Origin of the sequence: Spiroplasma endosymbiont of Polydrusus formosus, assembly GCF_964263245.1 — a bacterium.
In the GTDB taxonomy this organism is placed as follows: Bacteria; Bacillota_I; Bacilli_A; order Mycoplasmatales; family Mycoplasmataceae; genus Spiroplasma.
On sequence record NZ_OZ181656.1, the window covers coordinates 1398274 to 1417791 of the forward strand.

The 19518-nt window shown below is 24.6% G+C and carries 22 protein-coding genes and 1 pseudogene; 9 read left to right on the top strand and 14 right to left on the bottom strand.

Annotation, left to right across the window (positions count from 1 at the left end; all coding sequences use genetic code 4):
• Window position 1: 1 nt before the first annotated feature.
• The 3 genes from gatC to ptsP all read right to left on the bottom strand — a co-directional run bounded on the left by gatC (window position 2) and on the right by ptsP (window position 5629).
• Complete coding sequence (gatC, locus tag ACE38S_RS07545; RefSeq protein WP_374697079.1) at window positions 2-295, bottom strand: Asp-tRNA(Asn)/Glu-tRNA(Gln) amidotransferase subunit GatC; 294 nt, start codon at window positions 293-295, stop codon at window positions 2-4.
• Window position 296: 1 nt separating this feature from the next.
• Window positions 297-2300 (bottom strand): NAD-dependent DNA ligase LigA, encoded by a 2004-nt coding sequence (gene ligA / locus ACE38S_RS07550; protein ID WP_374697080.1) that lies wholly within the window; start codon window positions 2298-2300, stop codon window positions 297-299.
• A 1595-nt stretch (window positions 2301-3895) separates the two neighbouring features.
• Window positions 3896-5629 (bottom strand): phosphoenolpyruvate--protein phosphotransferase, encoded by a 1734-nt coding sequence (gene ptsP / locus ACE38S_RS07555; RefSeq protein WP_374697081.1) that lies wholly within the window; start codon window positions 5627-5629, stop codon window positions 3896-3898.
• A gap of 260 nt (window positions 5630-5889) precedes the next feature.
• Between ptsP and ACE38S_RS07560 the strand changes: the two genes are divergently transcribed.
• From ACE38S_RS07560 to rplS, 6 genes are all read left to right on the top strand, one after another.
• The gene (locus ACE38S_RS07560; RefSeq protein ID WP_374697082.1) at window positions 5890-6588 is read left to right on the top strand and encodes an IS30 family transposase; all 699 of its coding nucleotides are present in this window, start codon (window positions 5890-5892) and stop codon (window positions 6586-6588) included.
• A 36-nt stretch (window positions 6589-6624) separates the two neighbouring features.
• Window positions 6625-6840, top strand: coding sequence for a transposase (locus ACE38S_RS07565; protein ID WP_374697083.1), 216 nt, complete (start codon window positions 6625-6627; stop codon window positions 6838-6840).
• Between the two features lie 1022 nt (window positions 6841-7862).
• Window positions 7863-8129 carry a hypothetical protein gene (locus tag ACE38S_RS07570; RefSeq protein WP_374697084.1) on the top strand — a complete coding sequence of 89 codons (267 nt, stop codon included), beginning with the start codon at window positions 7863-7865 and terminating at the stop codon, window positions 8127-8129.
• 519 nt (window positions 8130-8648) lie between these two features.
• The gene (gene rpsP, locus ACE38S_RS07575; RefSeq protein WP_374697085.1) at window positions 8649-8960 is read left to right on the top strand and encodes a 30S ribosomal protein S16; all 312 of its coding nucleotides are present in this window, start codon (window positions 8649-8651) and stop codon (window positions 8958-8960) included.
• Between the two features lie 873 nt (window positions 8961-9833).
• The gene (trmD, locus tag ACE38S_RS07580; RefSeq protein WP_374697086.1) at window positions 9834-10565 is read left to right on the top strand and encodes a tRNA (guanosine(37)-N1)-methyltransferase TrmD; all 732 of its coding nucleotides are present in this window, start codon (window positions 9834-9836) and stop codon (window positions 10563-10565) included.
• Between the two features lie 31 nt (window positions 10566-10596).
• Window positions 10597-10953 (top strand): 50S ribosomal protein L19, encoded by a 357-nt coding sequence (rplS, locus tag ACE38S_RS07585; protein WP_374697087.1) that lies wholly within the window; start codon window positions 10597-10599, stop codon window positions 10951-10953.
• Between the two features lie 247 nt (window positions 10954-11200).
• Here the strand turns inward: rplS and ACE38S_RS07590 are convergent.
• The 11 genes and pseudogenes from ACE38S_RS07590 to ACE38S_RS07640 form a co-directional block, all read right to left on the bottom strand.
• Window positions 11201-11984: pseudogene (locus ACE38S_RS07590) on the bottom strand (IS30 family transposase); the annotation flags it as partial.
• 402 nt (window positions 11985-12386) lie between these two features.
• The gene (locus tag ACE38S_RS07595) at window positions 12387-12677 is read right to left on the bottom strand and encodes a hypothetical protein (RefSeq protein ID WP_374697088.1); all 291 of its coding nucleotides are present in this window, start codon (window positions 12675-12677) and stop codon (window positions 12387-12389) included.
• Window positions 12656-12784 carry a hypothetical protein gene (locus ACE38S_RS07600; RefSeq protein WP_374697089.1) on the bottom strand — a complete coding sequence of 43 codons (129 nt, stop codon included), beginning with the start codon at window positions 12782-12784 and terminating at the stop codon, window positions 12656-12658. The genes ACE38S_RS07595 and ACE38S_RS07600 overlap by 22 nt, the downstream gene beginning before the upstream one ends.
• Before the next feature lie 52 nt (window positions 12785-12836).
• Window positions 12837-12986, bottom strand: coding sequence for a hypothetical protein (locus tag ACE38S_RS07605; protein WP_374695954.1), 150 nt, complete (start codon window positions 12984-12986; stop codon window positions 12837-12839).
• Window positions 12967-13143: a hypothetical protein gene (locus ACE38S_RS07610; protein ID WP_374697090.1), complete on the bottom strand. Its 177-nt coding sequence runs from the start codon at window positions 13141-13143 to the stop codon at window positions 12967-12969. The genes ACE38S_RS07605 and ACE38S_RS07610 overlap by 20 nt, the downstream gene beginning before the upstream one ends.
• A 347-nt stretch (window positions 13144-13490) precedes the next feature.
• Window positions 13491-13748, bottom strand: coding sequence for a hypothetical protein (locus tag ACE38S_RS07615; RefSeq protein ID WP_374697091.1), 258 nt, complete (start codon window positions 13746-13748; stop codon window positions 13491-13493).
• Window positions 13749-14532: 784 nt separating this feature from the next.
• Complete coding sequence (locus ACE38S_RS07620) at window positions 14533-14919, bottom strand: hypothetical protein (protein WP_374697092.1); 387 nt, start codon at window positions 14917-14919, stop codon at window positions 14533-14535.
• A 351-nt stretch (window positions 14920-15270) separates the two neighbouring features.
• Window positions 15271-15486, bottom strand: a complete 216-nt coding sequence (locus ACE38S_RS07625) for a hypothetical protein (RefSeq protein WP_374695874.1) — start codon at window positions 15484-15486, stop codon at window positions 15271-15273.
• A 767-nt stretch (window positions 15487-16253) separates the two neighbouring features.
• Complete coding sequence (locus ACE38S_RS07630; RefSeq protein WP_374697093.1) at window positions 16254-16526, bottom strand: hypothetical protein; 273 nt, start codon at window positions 16524-16526, stop codon at window positions 16254-16256.
• Between the two features lie 51 nt (window positions 16527-16577).
• A complete protein-coding gene (locus ACE38S_RS07635) occupies window positions 16578-16703 on the bottom strand; it encodes a hypothetical protein (RefSeq protein WP_374696920.1) in 126 nt (41 codons plus the stop codon).
• Between the two features lie 8 nt (window positions 16704-16711).
• Window positions 16712-17257, bottom strand: a complete 546-nt coding sequence (locus ACE38S_RS07640; protein WP_374697094.1) for a hypothetical protein — start codon at window positions 17255-17257, stop codon at window positions 16712-16714.
• 802 nt (window positions 17258-18059) lie between these two features.
• Between ACE38S_RS07640 and ACE38S_RS07645 the strand changes: the two genes are divergently transcribed.
• The 3 genes from ACE38S_RS07645 to ACE38S_RS07655 all read left to right on the top strand — a co-directional run bounded on the left by ACE38S_RS07645 (window position 18060) and on the right by ACE38S_RS07655 (window position 19011).
• Entirely contained in the window at window positions 18060-18203 is a 144-nt protein-coding gene (locus ACE38S_RS07645) for a hypothetical protein (RefSeq protein WP_374697095.1), read from the top strand.
• Window positions 18172-18330, top strand: coding sequence for a hypothetical protein (locus tag ACE38S_RS07650; RefSeq protein WP_374697096.1), 159 nt, complete (start codon window positions 18172-18174; stop codon window positions 18328-18330). Before ACE38S_RS07645 ends, ACE38S_RS07650 begins: the two co-directional genes overlap by 32 nt.
• A gap of 549 nt (window positions 18331-18879) precedes the next feature.
• Window positions 18880-19011 (top strand): hypothetical protein, encoded by a 132-nt coding sequence (locus ACE38S_RS07655; protein WP_374697097.1) that lies wholly within the window; start codon window positions 18880-18882, stop codon window positions 19009-19011.
• Window positions 19012-19518 lie beyond the last annotated feature (507 nt).

Below are 19518 nucleotides of genomic sequence, written 5' to 3' on the forward strand. Positions count from 1 at the left end.
TTTATTTAACCACCTTATTAATTACAATATAATCAGTTTTTTTTTGGGGCGCAGCCGCTAAAATTTCCGTTTTGGGTGCAACATTAATCACATCATCTTCTCGCAAATAATTAACTGTTAAATCAAAAGGAAAATGCATTGAATGAACATTAGTTGTATCAATTTTTTGCACTAAATCCATTTGTTTCAAAATAACATCAAATTCTTGACTTAAATTATTTAATTCCTCATCTTGTAAATCTAACATAATATCATGTGCTAAAAATTGTAGCATTTTTTTTGTAATTATTGCCATATTATTCCTCCTTATTTAATAATTGTTTAAATTCTTCTTCACTAATAATTTTAACATTTAATTTTTGTGCTTTCACTAACTTATTACCAGCGTCGGACCCTGCTAATAAATAAGTTGTTTTGGCACTAACGCTTTCTGAAACTTGCCCACCATAACTTTCAAATAATTCTTTAAAATATTCTCTTGGTTTTGATAAAACACCAGTAATAACAAAACGATAATTTTCAAATTTTTTAATTAAATGTTGATTTGAAGCAATATATTCCATTTTAATCCCTATCTTACGTAATAATGCCAGTTCTTGTTGTTTCGCTGGAGTTGCAAAATAATTAACAACACTTGCTGCCACAATTGAACCAATATCATTAATAACAGCCAGTTGTTCAATCTTAATTGTTGTTAAATTATCAATTGTTTTAAATTGGCGGGCTAATAATTTCGCTGTTTTTTTACCAACATGACGAATTCCTAATCCAAATAATAACCGCTCTAATGAATTATTTTTTGAATTATTAATTGAATTAATCATATTTTCAAATGATTTATCACCAAAATTTTCTAATTCAATAATTTTTGACCGATATTGCTCTAATTGGTACAAATCACTAAAACTTTTTAAATACCCTAATTTAAATAATCGTTCAATAATTTTTTCACTAACTCCTTCAATGTTCATTGCATTACGTGAGCAATAATGTTCTAATCCACGCGTAATTTTTTTTGGACAAATAGAATTAATACAATATTGGTCAACTTTTCCATCAACCCGTTCTAATAATAACTGACATTCGGGACAATTGGTCGCTTCTTGTCATTTGGGAGTTTTAATCTGGCGCTGCCCTGCAACATAATTAATCACTTCTGGAATAATATCACCAGCTTTTTTAACTTGCACCGTGTCACCAATTCGAATATCGCGTTCGGTAATAAAATCAGCATTATGTAATGTTGCAGCACGAACAACCGTTCCCGCAATCAGCACTGGTTCAAAAATAGCATTATAAGTAATTCGGCCAGTTCGGCCAACTGAAGGAAAAATATTTAATAAGTTTGTAACAACCACTTCCGATGGGAATTTATAAGCAATTGCTCATTTTGGATTTTTAGCCGTATAACCAATCCGATTATATAAATTTAAGTTATTAACTTTAATAACAATTCCATCAATTTCATATCCTAACTGATGACGTTTTGACCCATACTCTTGAATATAGACTCAAACCGCCGCAATATTTGGACAATAGCGATATTCAGGATTTGTTTTAAATTTTAATTGCTCTAATCGTTGTAAAGCTGTTTTTTGTGATTGAATTCCATCTTGTGCTGCATTAACATAGTAATATAGAAAAGCATTTAAATTTCGTTTCGCAACAATTGCGGAATCTAGTTGCCTTAATGTTCCAGAGGCAGCATTGCGTGGATTAGAAAATTTTGGCTCGCCATTTTTAACTCGTTCTTCGTTAATATTATTAAATTCTTCAATTGATAAATAAACTTCCCCACGCACTGTTAAATTTGGTTGGTCAATACGTAAAGGAATTGATTTAATTTTTTTAATGTTAACAGTAACATCTTCACCAATAATACCATCTCCTCGGGTTACCCCCATTACTAACAAATGTTGCTCATAAACTAAAGAAATTGATAACCCATCAATTTTTAATTCACAAGTATATTCAACTTCAGATAAACCAGTTAATTCTTTAATTTGTTCATCAAAATGAATTAAATCATCATAATTAAAAGCATTTCCTAAACTTAACATTGGACTTGTATGAACATATTTATTAAACTTTTCACTAACTTCACCCGAAACACGTTGGGTCGGGGAATCAATTGTAATCAGTTCGCTATATTGTTGTTCAATGGCAATTAACTCTTGCATTGCTTGATCATATTCTTGGTCACTAACGCTAGGATTATCATTAACATAATATTCATAATTTCATTTTTTTAATTTTTCTTTTAGTACTAAACTGTGGTTTTTTGCTTTTTCAAAAGCCATAATTTCCTCCTTATTTTATAATATTTATTTTCTTTTTGTTATTAGGAAAGGTTGTTGGTTTTTAAAATGTCATTTTTAAATGGTTTAATGTGGATAGCATAAAAAATAATATTTAAGGCAACTAATAAATCAACAATAAAAAATTAAAATATAACTGTTTGTAACATTTGAACCTGATGGGTCAATAAAATAATTTTTAGCATAGTACAATGACATAAAAACGCCAAAATCAAACAAAAAGATCGCATGATTACAATCTCATAAATTAATATTAAATCAATACTGAATAAATAATAATAAAAATAAGTAACATAAAACATTAATTGATAATAAGGAATAAACTAAAATAATATAACGTAAATTAGGAATAAATTATAATGATATTAAGAAAAAAAGATATAATTGCAAAATAAAAGAAAAAGCCATAATCATTTTAAAGTAAATATGTTTAGTTCGAATTTTTAATAACCCTGCTAAAATTGCTCATGTTTAAGAAAAAACTCAACAATAATATAAAAAAAGCAATCTAAATTAAAACTATCTTTAACATTTTTTCCACTTCTTTTCCTTAACAATTATAGCAAAAACCCATCAAATATGCTTTATAAAGCAAAAATAATAAGTGATTGTTAATTTAGAAATCGCTTATTATTTTTAATTATTCCCTATTTAATAACAAGCAATAATTTTACCTTGTTTAACTTTTCCTGTTTTAATAATATTTATTGTTTTGTCGCTCATTGTTTTTGGTGTAAAAACAATTGGTGTATCCAAACTTGGCACATTTTCATATTTTAAAAATACCAAATTAACATTACATAATAAATCCCTTTGTTTAACATTATCATCTTATTTTACTTGAATGTCGAATTATTTTCTGTTTAATGAAAAATATCAATTCCTATGTGTAATAACATCTAAATACCAATTATTACCTTTAATTCTATAAGTATGATATGTTAGGAAAAACGTAATTAATTTTCCAACAATTGGAACAATAAAATTATCAGCATCCTATTTAATTGCTAAACAATTACCTAACGTTTTTTTAAAAATACTTCATCTTCAACTTTATCTAATGCAATAATTTCACTATATACAGGGGTGATTATTTTAAGTTATTTTGGCTTTTTACTAAAAAATCATATATTTTCTTCTCCTTTTTAATTAACAAAGCAACTTTGTCATTTATATTTAGTTTAATTATTAAATTTATACCATATGTTTAAAACAACAGCAAACCAATCATTTCTTTAATTAACAACATAATCACCTAAATTAAACAAAATAAACATATTAAAAATAAAATAATTAAATACTTATTTTTTGAAAGGCAGCCTGAATGGTCATTTTTTGGTTAACATTAAAACTATCGTTTTTAAAATTACGCCGATTTTTCCGACTTTGTCATCAATATCAGTTACCATTAAGCAACTATAATTATAATATAGTAAAAATATAACAACTAACTAAAACAATCAATGCTGGGAGCGGAATATTAATACTTGTTTGGACATTTTAATAATTAATACAAACCACCTATTTAATAAAAAAACACTATATATAATTAATTGTGGTGTTATTTTAACAAAAATTTAAGCGTTTAAAGCGGCTTTTGTTCTTTTTTCAACTAATGTTAAAACTTCATCAGCCGTTTCTGTTGCTAATGCTTCTGATACTAATTGTTCCATTGCTGAAACTTCTAATTTACTAATAATGCGACGAGCATTTAAAATACTTGTTGCTGACATTGAAAAGTAATCTAATTTCATTCCCATTAAAAGTGGAATTGCTTGTTCATCCCCTGCCATTTCGCCACACATTCCAACTCATTTTCCTTCTTTATGTGCGCCATCAATAATTGTTTTAATTAAGCGTAAAACAGACGGATTATATGGTTGATATAAATATGCCACAAATTGATTCATACGATCAGCTGCCATTGTATATTGAATTAGATCATTAGTTCCTATTGAAAAAAAATCAGCATGTTTAGCAAACTGGTCAGTTATCATTGCTGCCGATGGAATTTCCATCATCATTCCAATTTCAATATTACCCGCAACTTTATATCCTTCTTTGATTAAAGCGACTTTTTCCTCTAAAGTAATTTCTTTGGCGGCTTTAAATTCATCAATTGTTGCAATCATTGGAAACATAATTCCCATTTTTCCATGCACACTGGCACGTAATAAAGCCCGTAATTGTGTACGGAAAACATCTGTTTTATCCAAACAAAGACGAATAGCACGATAACCTAAAAATGGGTTCATTTCTTCAGGAAATTTAAAGTATGATAATTTTTTATCGCCCCCAATATCTAATGTACGAATAATAACTGGTCGTCCTTGCATTCCTTCTAATACACCTTTATACGCTTCGTATTGTTCATCTTCAGTTGGAAAATGATCATTATCCATGTATAAGAATTCACTTCTAAACAGCCCGATTCCTTGGCCACCGTTATCTAAAACCCCTTGAATATCTTTTGGCGCTCCAATATTTCCTTCTAAAACAAATTTTTTATAATCATCTTTTGAAATGGTTGGTTTGTCTTTAAATGCTAATAATTCTTGTTGCAATTGTAAAAATTTCTCTTTTGCGGTTGTTCATACCTTAACTTCTGCTGTTGTTGGATCTAAAATAACTTCTCCCGTTGTTCCATTAAACATAATTGTTTCATTATGTTTAACTTGTTTTGTAACATCTTTTAATCCTAAGACAGCTGGAATTTCTAAACTACGTGCCATAATTGCCGCATGACTAGTTCTCCCTCCCATATCACAACTAAATCCTTTAATAAATTTAGGATTTAGTTGTGCTGTTTGGGAAGGTGTTAAATCTTCTGCAACAATAACAACTTCCTCATTAATAGTTGCTAAATCTAATACTGGAACATTTAAAAGGTGCTTAATTAAACGGTCCGTTACATCTTTAACATCAGCAGCACGTTCTTTAAAATATGTATCATCCATCCCAGCAAAAATTGTAATAAATTTTTGGGCAACTGTATGAATCGCATACGCTGCATTATTGTTATTATTCTTAATCATGTTTTTTACTTCATCAATCATCGCTGGATCATTCAATATTTCTTTGTGTGCTTCAAAAACCGCCGCTTTCTCTACCCCTAATTTTTCCAAAGTAATCTTTTGTAATTTTTCAATATCTGTACTTGTTTTTTGTATTGCTGCTTCTAACATTTTAATTTCTTTTGCTGGGTCAGAAACCGTATTATTTGAAATTTCATATTTTGGTTCTTCTAACTTAAAAACTTTTGCAATCGCAATCCCATTACTAGCACCTATCCCGTTTAGTTTTTTTGACATAATAAAAAATCCCACCTATCTTTCTACTAAAACTATTTTTATTATATACCTAAAATGAGGAATTTGTTCCATTTTAAAGTGACTTTTCGTTGGAAAACCACTATTTTATTATAAAATAAACAAATATTGGACCATTTTGTTGCTTTTTATTTGCTAAATTATACTTGTAAGTGCAAGTAAATAAAATTGCAAAAAATTTCATATAAAAATTTCATGATGCTAAGTTTATTTTAGAAAAATTAAAGCAAGGAGTTTTTTATATGGGATATAAACATCTTGGCATAGATGAAAGAATTTATATTGAGAATCAATTGAAATTTAAATTAAAAATTAGTGAAATAGCTAAAAATCTTAATCGAAGTATTAGTACTATTATTCGAGAAGTTAATAGAAATAAAGATAATAATCATTATTTTTCATTAATTGCACAAAATAAAGCAGAAAATAGAAAACAATCACATGTTTATTTTCATAAGTTTAAAAATAGAGAATTAGTAAAATATGTACAACAAAAATTATTATTAGGTTGATCGCCTGAACAAATTTATGGAAGAATTAAAAATTTTCATAAAGAATGAATTATTAGTTTTAAAACAATTTACAATTGAATTTATTCTGGATTACTTGAAAAGGTTACTAATAAAAATTTAAGAAGAAAAGGTAAGAAACGAAAATCTCAAGAAAATCGCGGTAAATTTAATGGTAAATCAATTAAAGAACGAAATGTTAATGTTAATAATCGCATAACTGTTGGCCATTGAGAGGGTGATACTATAGTATCATCGCGAGGTAAAAGTAAATCATGTTTAATAACTTTAGTTGAAAGAACATCAAGATTTACTTTAGCAATGTTAGTTGAAAATAGAACTACTAAAGTTATTAACGAAAACATTAGCCATTATTTATCAATTATTCCAAATAATCTTGTTAAAACTATAACATTTGATAGAGGTAAATAATTTGCTAATTGACAACAACTTGAAAAAAATTTAAATGTGAAAATTTATTTTGCTAATGCATATTCACCCTGACAAAGAGGTACTAATGAAAATACTAATGGGTTAATTAGAGAAAAATTTCCTAAAAAATTTAATTTTTCAAATACCACGAAAAATGCAGTTCATAAATTTATATTGTCTTTAAACCATAGACCAAGAAAAATACTAAATTATCTTTCACCAATCGAATATTTGGTTAGAAAAATAATTTAGTTGCACTTAACTTTACAATTAGGCATTTTATAAATGATAAAATAAATTATATTATAATAATGTAATGGTAAATTATATCATCATCTTTTCATAATTTCGTTAACAAAAATCCGATATCAATAAATGTCAATTAATAATGTCCCTTGTTTAAAATTTAAATTTTTCATAGAATTTGGTATTATTCGCTTAATATTTTTTGTATTAATTTTTTGCGTTATAAATAATTAATAAACTATGAATAGTTTCCAATAAGTTGGATCATATTTATGTGGACTTTCAAATAAAATATAATTATGAAGAAAGTAAGAATATAAAAATAGGAAGAAATTCATGGTATATTAATTTAAAAAACAAACTGTTTTATTTTATCAAAATAGCAAAACAATTGTTGAAATTTTTAAGGAATATAAGTTGTTAAAATCAACTATATATCAGTGAATTGAAAAATTTCATAATTCTGGATTTTTTAAAGCGAAAAATAATCGCACTATTGAAGAAAATTAACTTTGATTGCCTTGCGAAAAGAATTAATCCAATTATAATGAAAAACAACCCCTTAAAGCAAGCAGTGCTGATAATTAGCAAAAAATAGAAATTATTAACAATAATAAAGAAAAATATTCCATGCGAAAAATTGGTAAAATAGGATCAAATTAAAGATAGCAAAATCAACATATTACTATCAAATTAATAAATACGGCTATGGTTGATGTTAATAATTATGAACAAAAAGTTATCAGCGCATTTAATGCTAATCGTAAAATTTATGAATCTTGTAAAATTAAAGCTTTTTTAATTTAAAAAGATATTATCTTATCGCGAAAAAATTCACCAACTTATGATTAAAGATTAGTTAGTATCTAAATGCACCAAATTAAAATATCGTAATCATAAGTTGGTGGTTAATAACAACGAAATTAGCAACGTTTTAAACCGTGAATTTAATTAATAAACAACCCAATGAAGTTGTTGTTAATGATTTAACATATGTTCAAGTTGGCGATAAATAACATTATCTTTGTTTGTTAATTGACTTGTTTAATCGTGAAATAATTGGCTATAGTTCTCGAACAAATAAAACAATACAACTAGTGCAAGAAACCTTTTATTCAATTACAATACCATTAAAACAAATTACGTTATTTCATAATAACTGGAGTAATGAATTTAAAAATAAAATCATTGATAATACCTTAAATATTTTTAACACCAAACAATCATTAAGCAATAAAGGCTATCTTTATGATAATGCTGGGGCTGAAACAATTTACAAAAGTTTTAAAAAATAATTTGTCAAGAGGCAAAAATTTATAAATTTAACCCAATTAAAATACAAATTATTTGACTTTGTGCATTGATGTAACAATATTCGAATTCATGGTAGTTTAAATTATTTAATACTTTGTTGAATTTAAGAAAACAACAGTCCATATAAAAAGTGTCATAAAAATGATTTCCAATCCATAAGCTTATTTATTATTTTGCAATATTTATATTTGTTTTTAAACAATCGATTACATTTTAAATATCATGGCAAAACATTTAATAAGCTAGTAAATGAAAAAATATTTGGCATTATATTTGGGGCATTATATAAAAAACGAATAGCATTCCCAAAAAAGATGTTTTTGTGCCAAACATTGTTAAAAGTGTTTAAAAATAATTCAATATAGTTAGAAAAATAAGATTACCAAAAAATAAAAGTGTTAAGTTAAAAAACTTGACTATTTTTTAATTTAGGGTATCATACAAGGGATGTTAATTTTTATAGTTTAACATGGGCGCAGAAATTAGAAAGGAAATTATTAATGGTAAAATTACGTTTAAAAAGAATGGGTAAAAAGAAAGCAGTGTTTTATCGAATTGTTGCAATAGATGCTCGTGTGAAGCGTGATGGCGAATATATTGAATTAATTGGAACATATAATCCAATCAATGGTGATGTTAAAATTAATCAAGACCTTGCTTATAAATGATTATCAATAGGGGCAAAACCCAGTGATACTGTTCGTAATTTGTTAAGCAAAGAAGGTTTAATGACTAAATTGCATAATGAAAAACGTGTGGCAAAGCCAGCAAAGAGTACGAAAGCAAAAGCGGCAGATAGTACAAAAGTATAAATTACTAAAATTAAAGTAACATAAGGCGTGAAAGTAAAAAGTACCAAAGCATATGCAGAATAAGGTACTAAAACCAAAACAACAAATCCTGCAAAGAAATAGTTGTAATTAAATAATGTGGCGTTAATTAATGTATATTACCGAACTTAATCATTTAATTAATCCGTTAACTTGTCAGAATAATAACAACGAATTGTATATGAAATTATTCAGATGCCAATGATAAAGCTGGTAGAAATTAATTTGTTAGTAATGTGTATCGAAGAATTTTTTGGTATGTTTTTGGAAAGCCGGTTTAATTGCTAATATTGTACAAACTTTAATAAATATCAAATTACAATTAGATCAAATTAAAGTTAATATTAAGTTTGAGGTTTTATATAGGGAAGCTTTATTAAAAATTTTTAAGGTTAAAAAACCAATGCTGTTAAAAGTGAAGTTAGAACTACTTTATTAGTAAACATATCAAAAATATCGATAAATTACTTGATAAATTAATGTTTATTCAGTTACAGATATTTATAAGCTAGTAACATTAAGCAAAATTATTGCTTTTAAGCAAGATTATATTATAAAGTTTAAATTATTTACTAATATTAATAAAGTATTCTTCTTTTAAAGAATGTTATTTTTTTTGTTCAAAAAGTAGAATTAGATTATACCGAAGTTATTAGTCAAGAAAATTTAATTAATTTTGCTGTATTTTATCAACATCAAATTGGTATTTTAGTAAATAAATTTGTAACAAAAGCCCGTCTTGTTTTTTTAAATTAAAAAGAATGATAAAATATTAATGATAATTTCAAATGTTGAAGAGTATATTGAAAAATCGATCTTTAACACTAAAAAAATATTTTGAAAAGGTGATTTAAGATGAAAAAGTTTACCGTATTAACTTTATTTCCAGAAATGTTTAATGGTTTTATGACAACATCAATTATTAAAAAAGCTCTTCAGGAAAAACTAATTACAATTAAAATTGTTGATATTCGTGATTATAGTATTGGCAAGCATCATCAGACTGATGATTATCAATGTGGTGGTGGGGGAGGGATGGTTTTAATGATTGAACCATTAGTTGACGCGATTAAATCACATAAAACCAAAAAAAGTATTACAATTTTATTATCACCACAAGGCAAACAATACAATCAACAACAAGTACAACATTTTGCCACAGCGGATAATGATTTAATTTTAATTTGTGGGCATTATGAAGGTTTTGATGAAAGAATTTTATATTATATTGACTATGAATTATCAATTGGTGATTATATATTAACTGGTGGTGAGTTAGCTAGTATGATTGTAATTGATAGTATTACGCGTTTATGTGAAAATGTAATTAATACGCAATCACACCTGAATGAGTCTTTCACTAATAATTTATTAGACTATCCTGTTTATACAAAACCAGTTGTATACGACGGTCATTCTGTTCCAGAAGTTTTATTAAGTGGACATCATCAGAAGATTATCCAATGACGTGAATATGAAGCATTTAAAAAAACTTGATTAAAACGCCCTGATCTTTTACAAAAAAAAAAAAAAACGTTAACTATAAAACAACAAATCTTATTAGCAAAAATTAAAAAAGAGAAGTAGGTTTAATTCCCATAGAAAGGAAAAAACAATTATGAATATGCGTTTAACAGACGAAATTACAAAAGATCAACTTCGTAGTGATTTACCAGAATTTTCTTCAGGAGATACAATTAAAATTCATTTTAAAATTCAAGAAGGAAATAAGTTTAGAATTCAGGTTTTCGAAGGGGTAGTAATTAAATTACAAGGCAGCGGAATTACTAAATCAGTTACAATTCGTAAAATTAGTAATGGTGTTGGTGTTGAAAGAAACTCCCCCTTGCATTCACCATTAATCGATAAGATTGAAATTATAAAATATGGTCGTGTTCGTCGTGCCAGAATTTACTATATGCGTAATCGTGTTGGTAAAAACGCGCGGATTAAAGAAATTATTAAAACAAAATAAATTTAAAATGTTAACAAGAAGGGATCACAATTATGTGTGATAATAAATTTTCAATTCACAAAGAATTTATTTTAAAAGGCGTTGTGTAGATACAAACGGCCAAATTTATATATTGTTGAGTTAATAATTAAATATTTTTAATAAATTGCAACCATTTTTTCAAAAAAAATATTTTTGTTATTTTATTTCATTTTAAGTACATTTAAGAACACTAAAAATAATTTATTAATTTTAAAAACTAATAAATTTATTTAATATTTTGTAAAAACATTGCTTTTGCACTTATTCAATTTAAACATGATCGAAATTTATAATTTATAATATTAACTACTAAATCTATTATTTTTTGACCAACATTATTAAAATCAGTTCCCTTAAAGAAATGAATATCTAAATTCGCTGTTTATATGTTCAATTAATGGTTTTTGTTGTGGTTTACCAGGATCACAAAAATAAACTTGTGTTTCAGCAAATATTTCCATTTCTCTTCATTTACTAAATTCTTTGCCTTGATCTGTAATAATTCCTTTCATTTTACCTATTAAATTATTATTTATAACAATATCTTTAAATTTTGTTACAATTTCTGCCAGTACTATTATTTTTTAATTTTATTGCAAAGTAATTATTACTTGACTGTTCAAATAATATCAAACAACTATATTGATGGTTTTTTCCCACAACAGTATCAATTTCAAATCAACCAACACTATAAACTTTATTTTCAAAATCTCAAATTGATTTAAAATTAATTAATTTTCCACGATTATCAGGTTTTTGTTTTGTTTTATATTTTTACAGCGATGACGTAAATTATGTTTTTAAAAACCATAAAAACCCAAACGAATTAATTTATACAATGTTTTAACACAAACAGGAAATTTAATACCAAACTTTATAAAATAACAATGGATAAGTTGTGATGGAGAATCACGATAAACATTAAATCTTCTATTAATAAAATTTAATTGTTTTTTTGTAAATTCAGGTATTTTTTTAATACATTTTTTACGCTTTTGTTTATAATCTTTTATAAATATTGTATATTTTTAAATTGCTTAATTTATCTTTTAATAGTATTAATATCTCTTCTTGTTTGTCGTGCTATTTTAGATAAATTAATTGTGCTTTTTTTACAAGCATCAGATAACAATAAATTCTTAAAAAATCTTGTTCATCAAATATTAAATGTTTAAATTTTATCATTTTTATATAAATTCCCTTTATTTTTTCTTATAATGTATTATATATAAAATAAAGATGAATTGGCAACCCTTTTTAGGATACTTTTATATGGACTGTTGTTTTTTAAATTCAACATGTATTAAATAATTTAAACTACCATTAATTAAAATATTGTTACATCAATGCACAAAGTCAAATAATTCGTATTTTAATTGGGTTAAATTTATAAATTTTTGCCTCTTGATAAATTATGTTTTAAAACTTTTGTAAGTTGTTTCAGACATAACATTATCATAAGGACAGCTTTTATTGCTTAATGGTTGTTTGGTGTTAAAAATATTTAAGGTATTATCAATGATTTTATTTTTAAATTCATTGCCCCAGTCAGTATGAAATAACGTAATTTGTTTTAATGGTCTTTTGTGTAATTGAATAGAAGGTTTCTTTGCACTAGTTGTACTGTTTTGTTTGTCTCGCGCGACACTATAGCCAATTATTTCACGATTAAACAAATCAATTAACAAACAAAATAATGTCATTTAGTACCAACTTGAACATATGTTAAATCATTAACAACAACTTCATTGGGTTGTTTATTATTAAATTCATGGTTTAAAACGTTGCTAATTTTGTTGTTATTAAACACCAACTTATGATTACAATATTTTAATTTGGTGTATTTAGATACTAACTAATCTTTAATCATAAGTTGGTGAATTTTTCTTCGCGATAAGATAATATCTTTCTGATTTAAAAAGCTTTAATTTTACAAGATCCATAAATTTTGCGATTAGCTTAAATGCGCTGATAACTTTTTGTTCATAATTATTAATATCAACTATAGCCACATTTATTAATTTGATAGTAATATGTTAATTTTGCTATCTTTAATTTTGATCCTATTTGACCAATTTTTCGCATGGAATATTTTTCTTTATTATTGTTAATAATTTCTATTTTTTCATCAACCATTAGCGCCGTTCTCTTTAAAAAGTTGTTTTTCATTATAATTGGATTAATTATTTTCGCAAGGCAATCTCACAAAGTTCATTTTCTTCAACAGTGTGATTATTTTTCGCTTTAAAAAATCCAGAATTATGAAATTTTTCAATTCACTGATATATAGTTGATTTTAACAACTTATATTCCTTAAAAATTTCAACAATTGTTTTGCTATTTTGATAAAATAAAACAGTTTGTTTTTTAAATTAATATACCATGAATTTCTTCCTATTTTTATATTCCTACTTTTTTCATAATTATATTTTATTTGAAAGTCCACATAAATATGGTCCAACTTATCGGAACCTATCCATTAATCCGACAATCTAAACAATGTCTTAAATGGTTTTTTATTTTGATTTATCAATTCAAATAATAATTAAAAAAATTATTAAAGTAATGAAAGATAAAATTGTAAATACTAATCCCATTTTAGATAATTTTAATCGTGGAATATTTATTTTCATATCTACCTTTGGTTTACTACTAGCAACAAATATTCCTTGAATTCCATGGGTAAATAAGGGTGTTAATAAAATAGCGATGCCATTACTTCAATATTTACCATAATTATATCAATCAATTTTATTTTTAATACCATCAATCATCTCATATTCTAATCAACAATTTAATGTTAAAAATATTAATGTATAAAAACTAACTACTCAACTACGAATTTTATATTTTATTTCCCATTCTCTAATATCTTTATGAGTTAAATTATAAGTTGAAATATGGTATTTTTTAAATCAATTTCAAGGTAAAGCACCATTTATAATAAAGTTGTTTTATCTTGTTTAATTAATTAAAATCCTTTATGATTTATTTTTTTAATGTGTAAATCAGAAATTGTCCCATCTGTCCCACCGGCACATATAGCAATAATTCCATCATCTTCTAATTATACACGATGAGAAAATTTATTTTCTAAATAAAATGATCCAAAAGTTATTTTTCCCTTAAAATTTTTGTACGTTGATAAATAATAATTATTTTTCATACTTGTTCCAATTTAAATATTGTATTTATAATTTTCTTTATCTCAATTTTGTATTTGATAATCAAACCTTTTATTATCTAAGTCACTAGTGTCAACAATTTATCAATCATTTATATTAATTTTAATATACTCATTATAATCAATTTTAGAAAAATCATTAATAATAGGATAATTTATATTTATTGAATTATCTGTTTGTAATAATTATTTTAATCAAAATAATAATTTTGGATAAAAAGTTTTTTTACTAATATGTTTATATTCTTCTTCTCATGGATGAGTTTAATTATCTAAACTATAATTATAAGGTCTAGATACTGTTTTTACTAGATATAATATCAATTATTTCACCAGCTAATTTTAAAGCATTTTTAACATCACAAGTAATATTTTTATTCTTTCGGGTCATTAGTTTGTAAATAAGCAACCCCACCTTGTGGAAATGATGCACTATCAATTAAATCATTAACTCCTTTTGGTAAATATCAATTCATAACTGCTAATAAACAGGCAGATTGAATATAACTTAATCATTTATCATATTCAATTATTCCATTATTATCTTTTTTTAATCACGGGAATAAATCTTTTTTATTTATTTTATCTGAAATTGTGCCACCTAATAATCTATCCATTCATAAACTAGTTTTTAAAATAGCATTATAAATTAAATTATCGTTATAAGCAGATTGCTTACAGTCATTAATAGGTTGTCAAAGTTTACTTTCTTTTACATCTTCAACTGTTATAAATAACAAATTACTTAAATTATTTTCCATACAAAACACCCCTTAATTGATTACGATATTTATTTCTTAAATTAGATGGTTTATAACTATTAATATTTCTTTGTGTTTTTTTTATTTTTTAAATAGCCTGATTATTTTTATAAAACATACTTTTAACTAGTGTTTTATATAAATTCTTAATGTTTTTAACATCACTTTTTTCGCTCTCGATATCATTTTTTATTATTAATTTCACCAGCAAAATCAAAATTAAAATGCTTAATCTTTAAATTATTAATAAATTTTTTAATTTGTTGTAATTTTTGAACTGTTGGTAATGTTAATTTAATATTTCCTTTTGAGTATTTTTCTTTTAATTATTGTGGTAATCGTTTTTTTAATTTAATTTATTAAATGACTAGGCAATCATTTTCTTAATCAATAACACCAAAATAAAGTCCCTGCATTATATACAGCATTACTTAATGATTTTCAAATTTCAACTGGAATACCAGGATAAACATATGGACCATAAAATTTTGGGTGTTTTACTGTTTTTGTATATATTAAAATAGTTAAATTACCTGTTAAAGTTAATTTATTTGTTATATTAAACATACCACTATCAAATCAACTACTATTTAAAGGTTGCCAATTAGTATTTAGATAATTTTCATTTTTAAATTGTTGTTTATTTTTAATATTATTATCTTTTTCTAATTGATTTAATATTTATTGTATTTCTTTTTTATGAACTTTTTTAATTAAATCTAAATAAGTAAATTGGATTTAATCATTTGATAAATATCTTCAATTTTATTTGTAATCTTTGAAAGGGATTAGCATAATATGAAGCAAACTTATTAACATTATTAATTAAATTAACAAATTTATTTATTAAAGGTTTATTTCCTAAATTTTATGCCAACAAATCAAAACCCGTAATATTAATAAATTAATTGTTTATTAAGAATTTTTAATTACTACTTCAATTGACTTTGTTTAACCAGTAGCGTTTTTTTTACCTTTAATTTGTACAAAAACCTTTATATCATTTTGTAATATTTATTAGTAAATCTTCACCCTTACTTCCAATAAAGTAATTAAAATCACTTTTAGTTAAAGAATTATTTACTATTTTAACTGCTTTTTAAACAACATTTTTAAATTGCGGGTTTTAATTGTTCGACTGTTGTTTGTGTTTGGTCTTCTATATGAATAGTGTGTGTATATAATTTATTAATTTTGCTAATATATATTTTAACTATACCATGTTTTAGATTTGATAATGTATCTATATTTTTATTATACTTTTAAGTGATAATATTATAATCAACAGGTACTATAAATATTTTATTTAGATTACTTTTAACAATATCAATTTATTATTGTGTTGGTTGTTTTTTAAAAATAATTTTACATGTTTTAGAATATAAAATAGTTGGTGTTGCATATTGCACTTCACCAATTCATTTAGGGTTAACAATATCATTATTTAAAACTTGTTGAATAGCATCCATATTAATTGAATATGTTCATACTTGTTTATTAATAAGTAAACCATTTATATTATTAAAATTATAACCTTTATCTCGGTTAACTTGTCCTTTTGTATATGTTTTTTCTAAATTAAAACTTTTTGATACAGGAATACCCATTGCGATATTTTCATATAATTCACAATTAACCTTTGCTTTTAATCAGGATTGTTAACAAATTACTTTTAAATAAGCAGGTGTTAACCCTAAATAGGCTCTTCGACCTAAAACCATAAACATTTTATCGATTGGCAAACCAAAATATAAATTACTAATTTGATTTGTTAACTCAATCAAAGTTTCATTTAATGTAAAGAGTGCTTTATTTGCATCATCGACATTATCGGCTGTATAACTATACGAAATGGAATTACTTCATATTGACCATCTGCTAAACAATAATCATAAATAGCTTGAATTAATTCACATTCTAAATTAACAAATTTATTCTGTACAACACTAGAAATAGCATCAGCAATAACACTATTTTTAATATTTTGTTCTATCATTGCTAAATCAAAAGCCTCATTAATTAATTTTAAATTAAATTTTTTATCAATCAGAACCGGAATTCTTGTTAATCCTATAGTTTGTGAGTTGTCCCACCGTTTTGTAATGCATAATAATCTTGTCACACCACACAATAAGTTTAAATTATATAATACTTGTCCTGCATTAGGTAATCAAACAACTTGCTCTGCTGTTGCTGTTGCATATTTTCATAATACTTGCATATTCGTTATATAAAAGTCCACTCAAAATAAAGCATTAACCATATCAACATACGCTTTTTGATCTGTTTTATTACCCCCTAACGCAAAAGGTATTTGTGGCAAATTAATTGTTGCCATAATATTCACTTCTTATTTATCTAAGGTTTTTAAGTGTATAATCAGTTAATTTTTTAATATCTTCCGAAGTATATGCTCCTTTTTCTTTAATAATTTCAATTTAATCATTATTCTTATTTTAAACCGATTTTTCAATCATATCTTTAATTAAATTAGTTGGTTAAACTGATGGTTGTTTTTGCACAAACAAATCATGTTTTAATTCTTTTAAAGTTTGCATTTTTTTAGTTAAAGAATTATCCATAATTTTTTCTAAATTAGTTTTAATATCTTCAATTTTAGTGGTTGGAATGCCTTTAAAGGCCTTTAATTTATCTAATTCATTAGATAGTTTAATAAAAAGTCTTCTTTTGATATAACATCTTCGCGGTTTTGCACATTTTCTCTAATTTGCTTTGCTTAATTATTAAACTGATTTAAGATATTTTCTGATATTTATTTACTTAAACCTTATTCGATTAATTGCTCTTTTTAAGTGCCATTTTATAAACTCCTCTTTTTTTATCCTTGTTCGATTAACAAGTCGGCGTAAACTCTTTTTTACGGAAAAAGATTAAACCTATAAATTAATTATATACTAATAGTTTATAATTAAAATACTTTTTATAAACTAATACTAAACAATTACAAACAAAAAAAACACAGCACATATAAATATATATAAAATAATATAAATTAATATTAATATATTTAATTTATAATCTAGCCCTTAAAACACGTAATAATGGTTATTTTAAAAGATAAAATTTTAAAATAATTCATAATTTTTCTTGCATATATATATATATATATATATATAATAATGAGTATTTATAAAAAGTTTCAAGATAAAAGAAAAGGAGAAAAACAATTATGAAAAATACTTAGTTTATTAAATGTATTAACAATTAGCAGGAGTACGGCACCAACAACGATTGCTGCTAGTTATTATCAAAAAATTAAATAGTGAAATTAATTACCCACAAAAAAATAATTTAGAAAATTTAAAAAGAGATAAAAGACAGCGAGGTGCTGTTGTATGAGCGACCGCAGCAACAACTGGAATAGCATATTATGTTAAAAAAGTGTTGTAGCAAAAGATATTGTTGATGCAACATCTAAACATTGTTATAATCAACAACAAGATTATCAGAATTATGGTTGATTTGGTGGCGATGGATAATATTAAAAATATATAAAAATGGAAATAAATTTTTATTTTCATTTTTAATTAAAGTATAAAAAAACAGAAAGAATATTTTATATGAAAAAATTATTAAGTATAATATGAACAATATCATTAGTAGGAATAATAAGCATAATAAGTTTAGTTGCTTGTAATAAACCACCACAATATAATGAAGATGAATTAATACAATTAAAAGAAAAAAACAATATAAAAATAAAAATGGTATTTTAGAATGAATAGCACCACAAGAAAAACCGTTTAGTGAAATTGGAAATAATAAATATTATTTTATTTTATGAAGAGGTTTAAAAACAGATAAATGAACATTAAAAAAATATAAAGATGTTGGCTTAGCCAAAGATAATACTCTAATAGATACATCATATAATAATGCAAAACTTTATAGAGTAAGTCATGATTTACAAACTATTGCAGAAAGAGAATACAGTAGCTGGTGTACACCTTTCGTTTTAATGATAAAGATGATGGATCTCATTTTAAATCAATATACCGTTGAAATTTATATACACAAGAACCTAATTTAATTTTAGATGAAAATAGTAATGTAAAAGTTAAAGGAGAATAAAAAATAGACATTAAATCTATTTTTTTATTTTGGCTTAATTGTAATTTTAATAGGGTTTTTACTTTTATTTATAATTCCTAAAACGTTTTGGTTAGAAACATCTATTGTTATATTTTTATCATTTTCTCAAGGGTATTAAAGAGTTTTTAAAGTACCTTTTAATTGAACTAATATCACTTTTTTCAAATATAATTTTAAAAAATGTTATTCCTAAATTTATGGGGGTCGGGGGTTACGGAAATATTTATTATATGGGGACATCAGCATTTCCTAAATCAGAAAATGGAAATATAATATTTAATACAAATAATGTAGAAATACATAATATTATAAATATATCTAATTATGATATTAAAATTACAATTAAGCCAAAATAAAAAAATAGATTTAATGTCTATTTTTTTATTCTCCTTTAACTTTTACATTACTATTTTCATCTAAAATTAAATTAGGTTCTTGTGTATATAAATTTCAACGGTATATTGATTTAAAATGAGATCCATCATC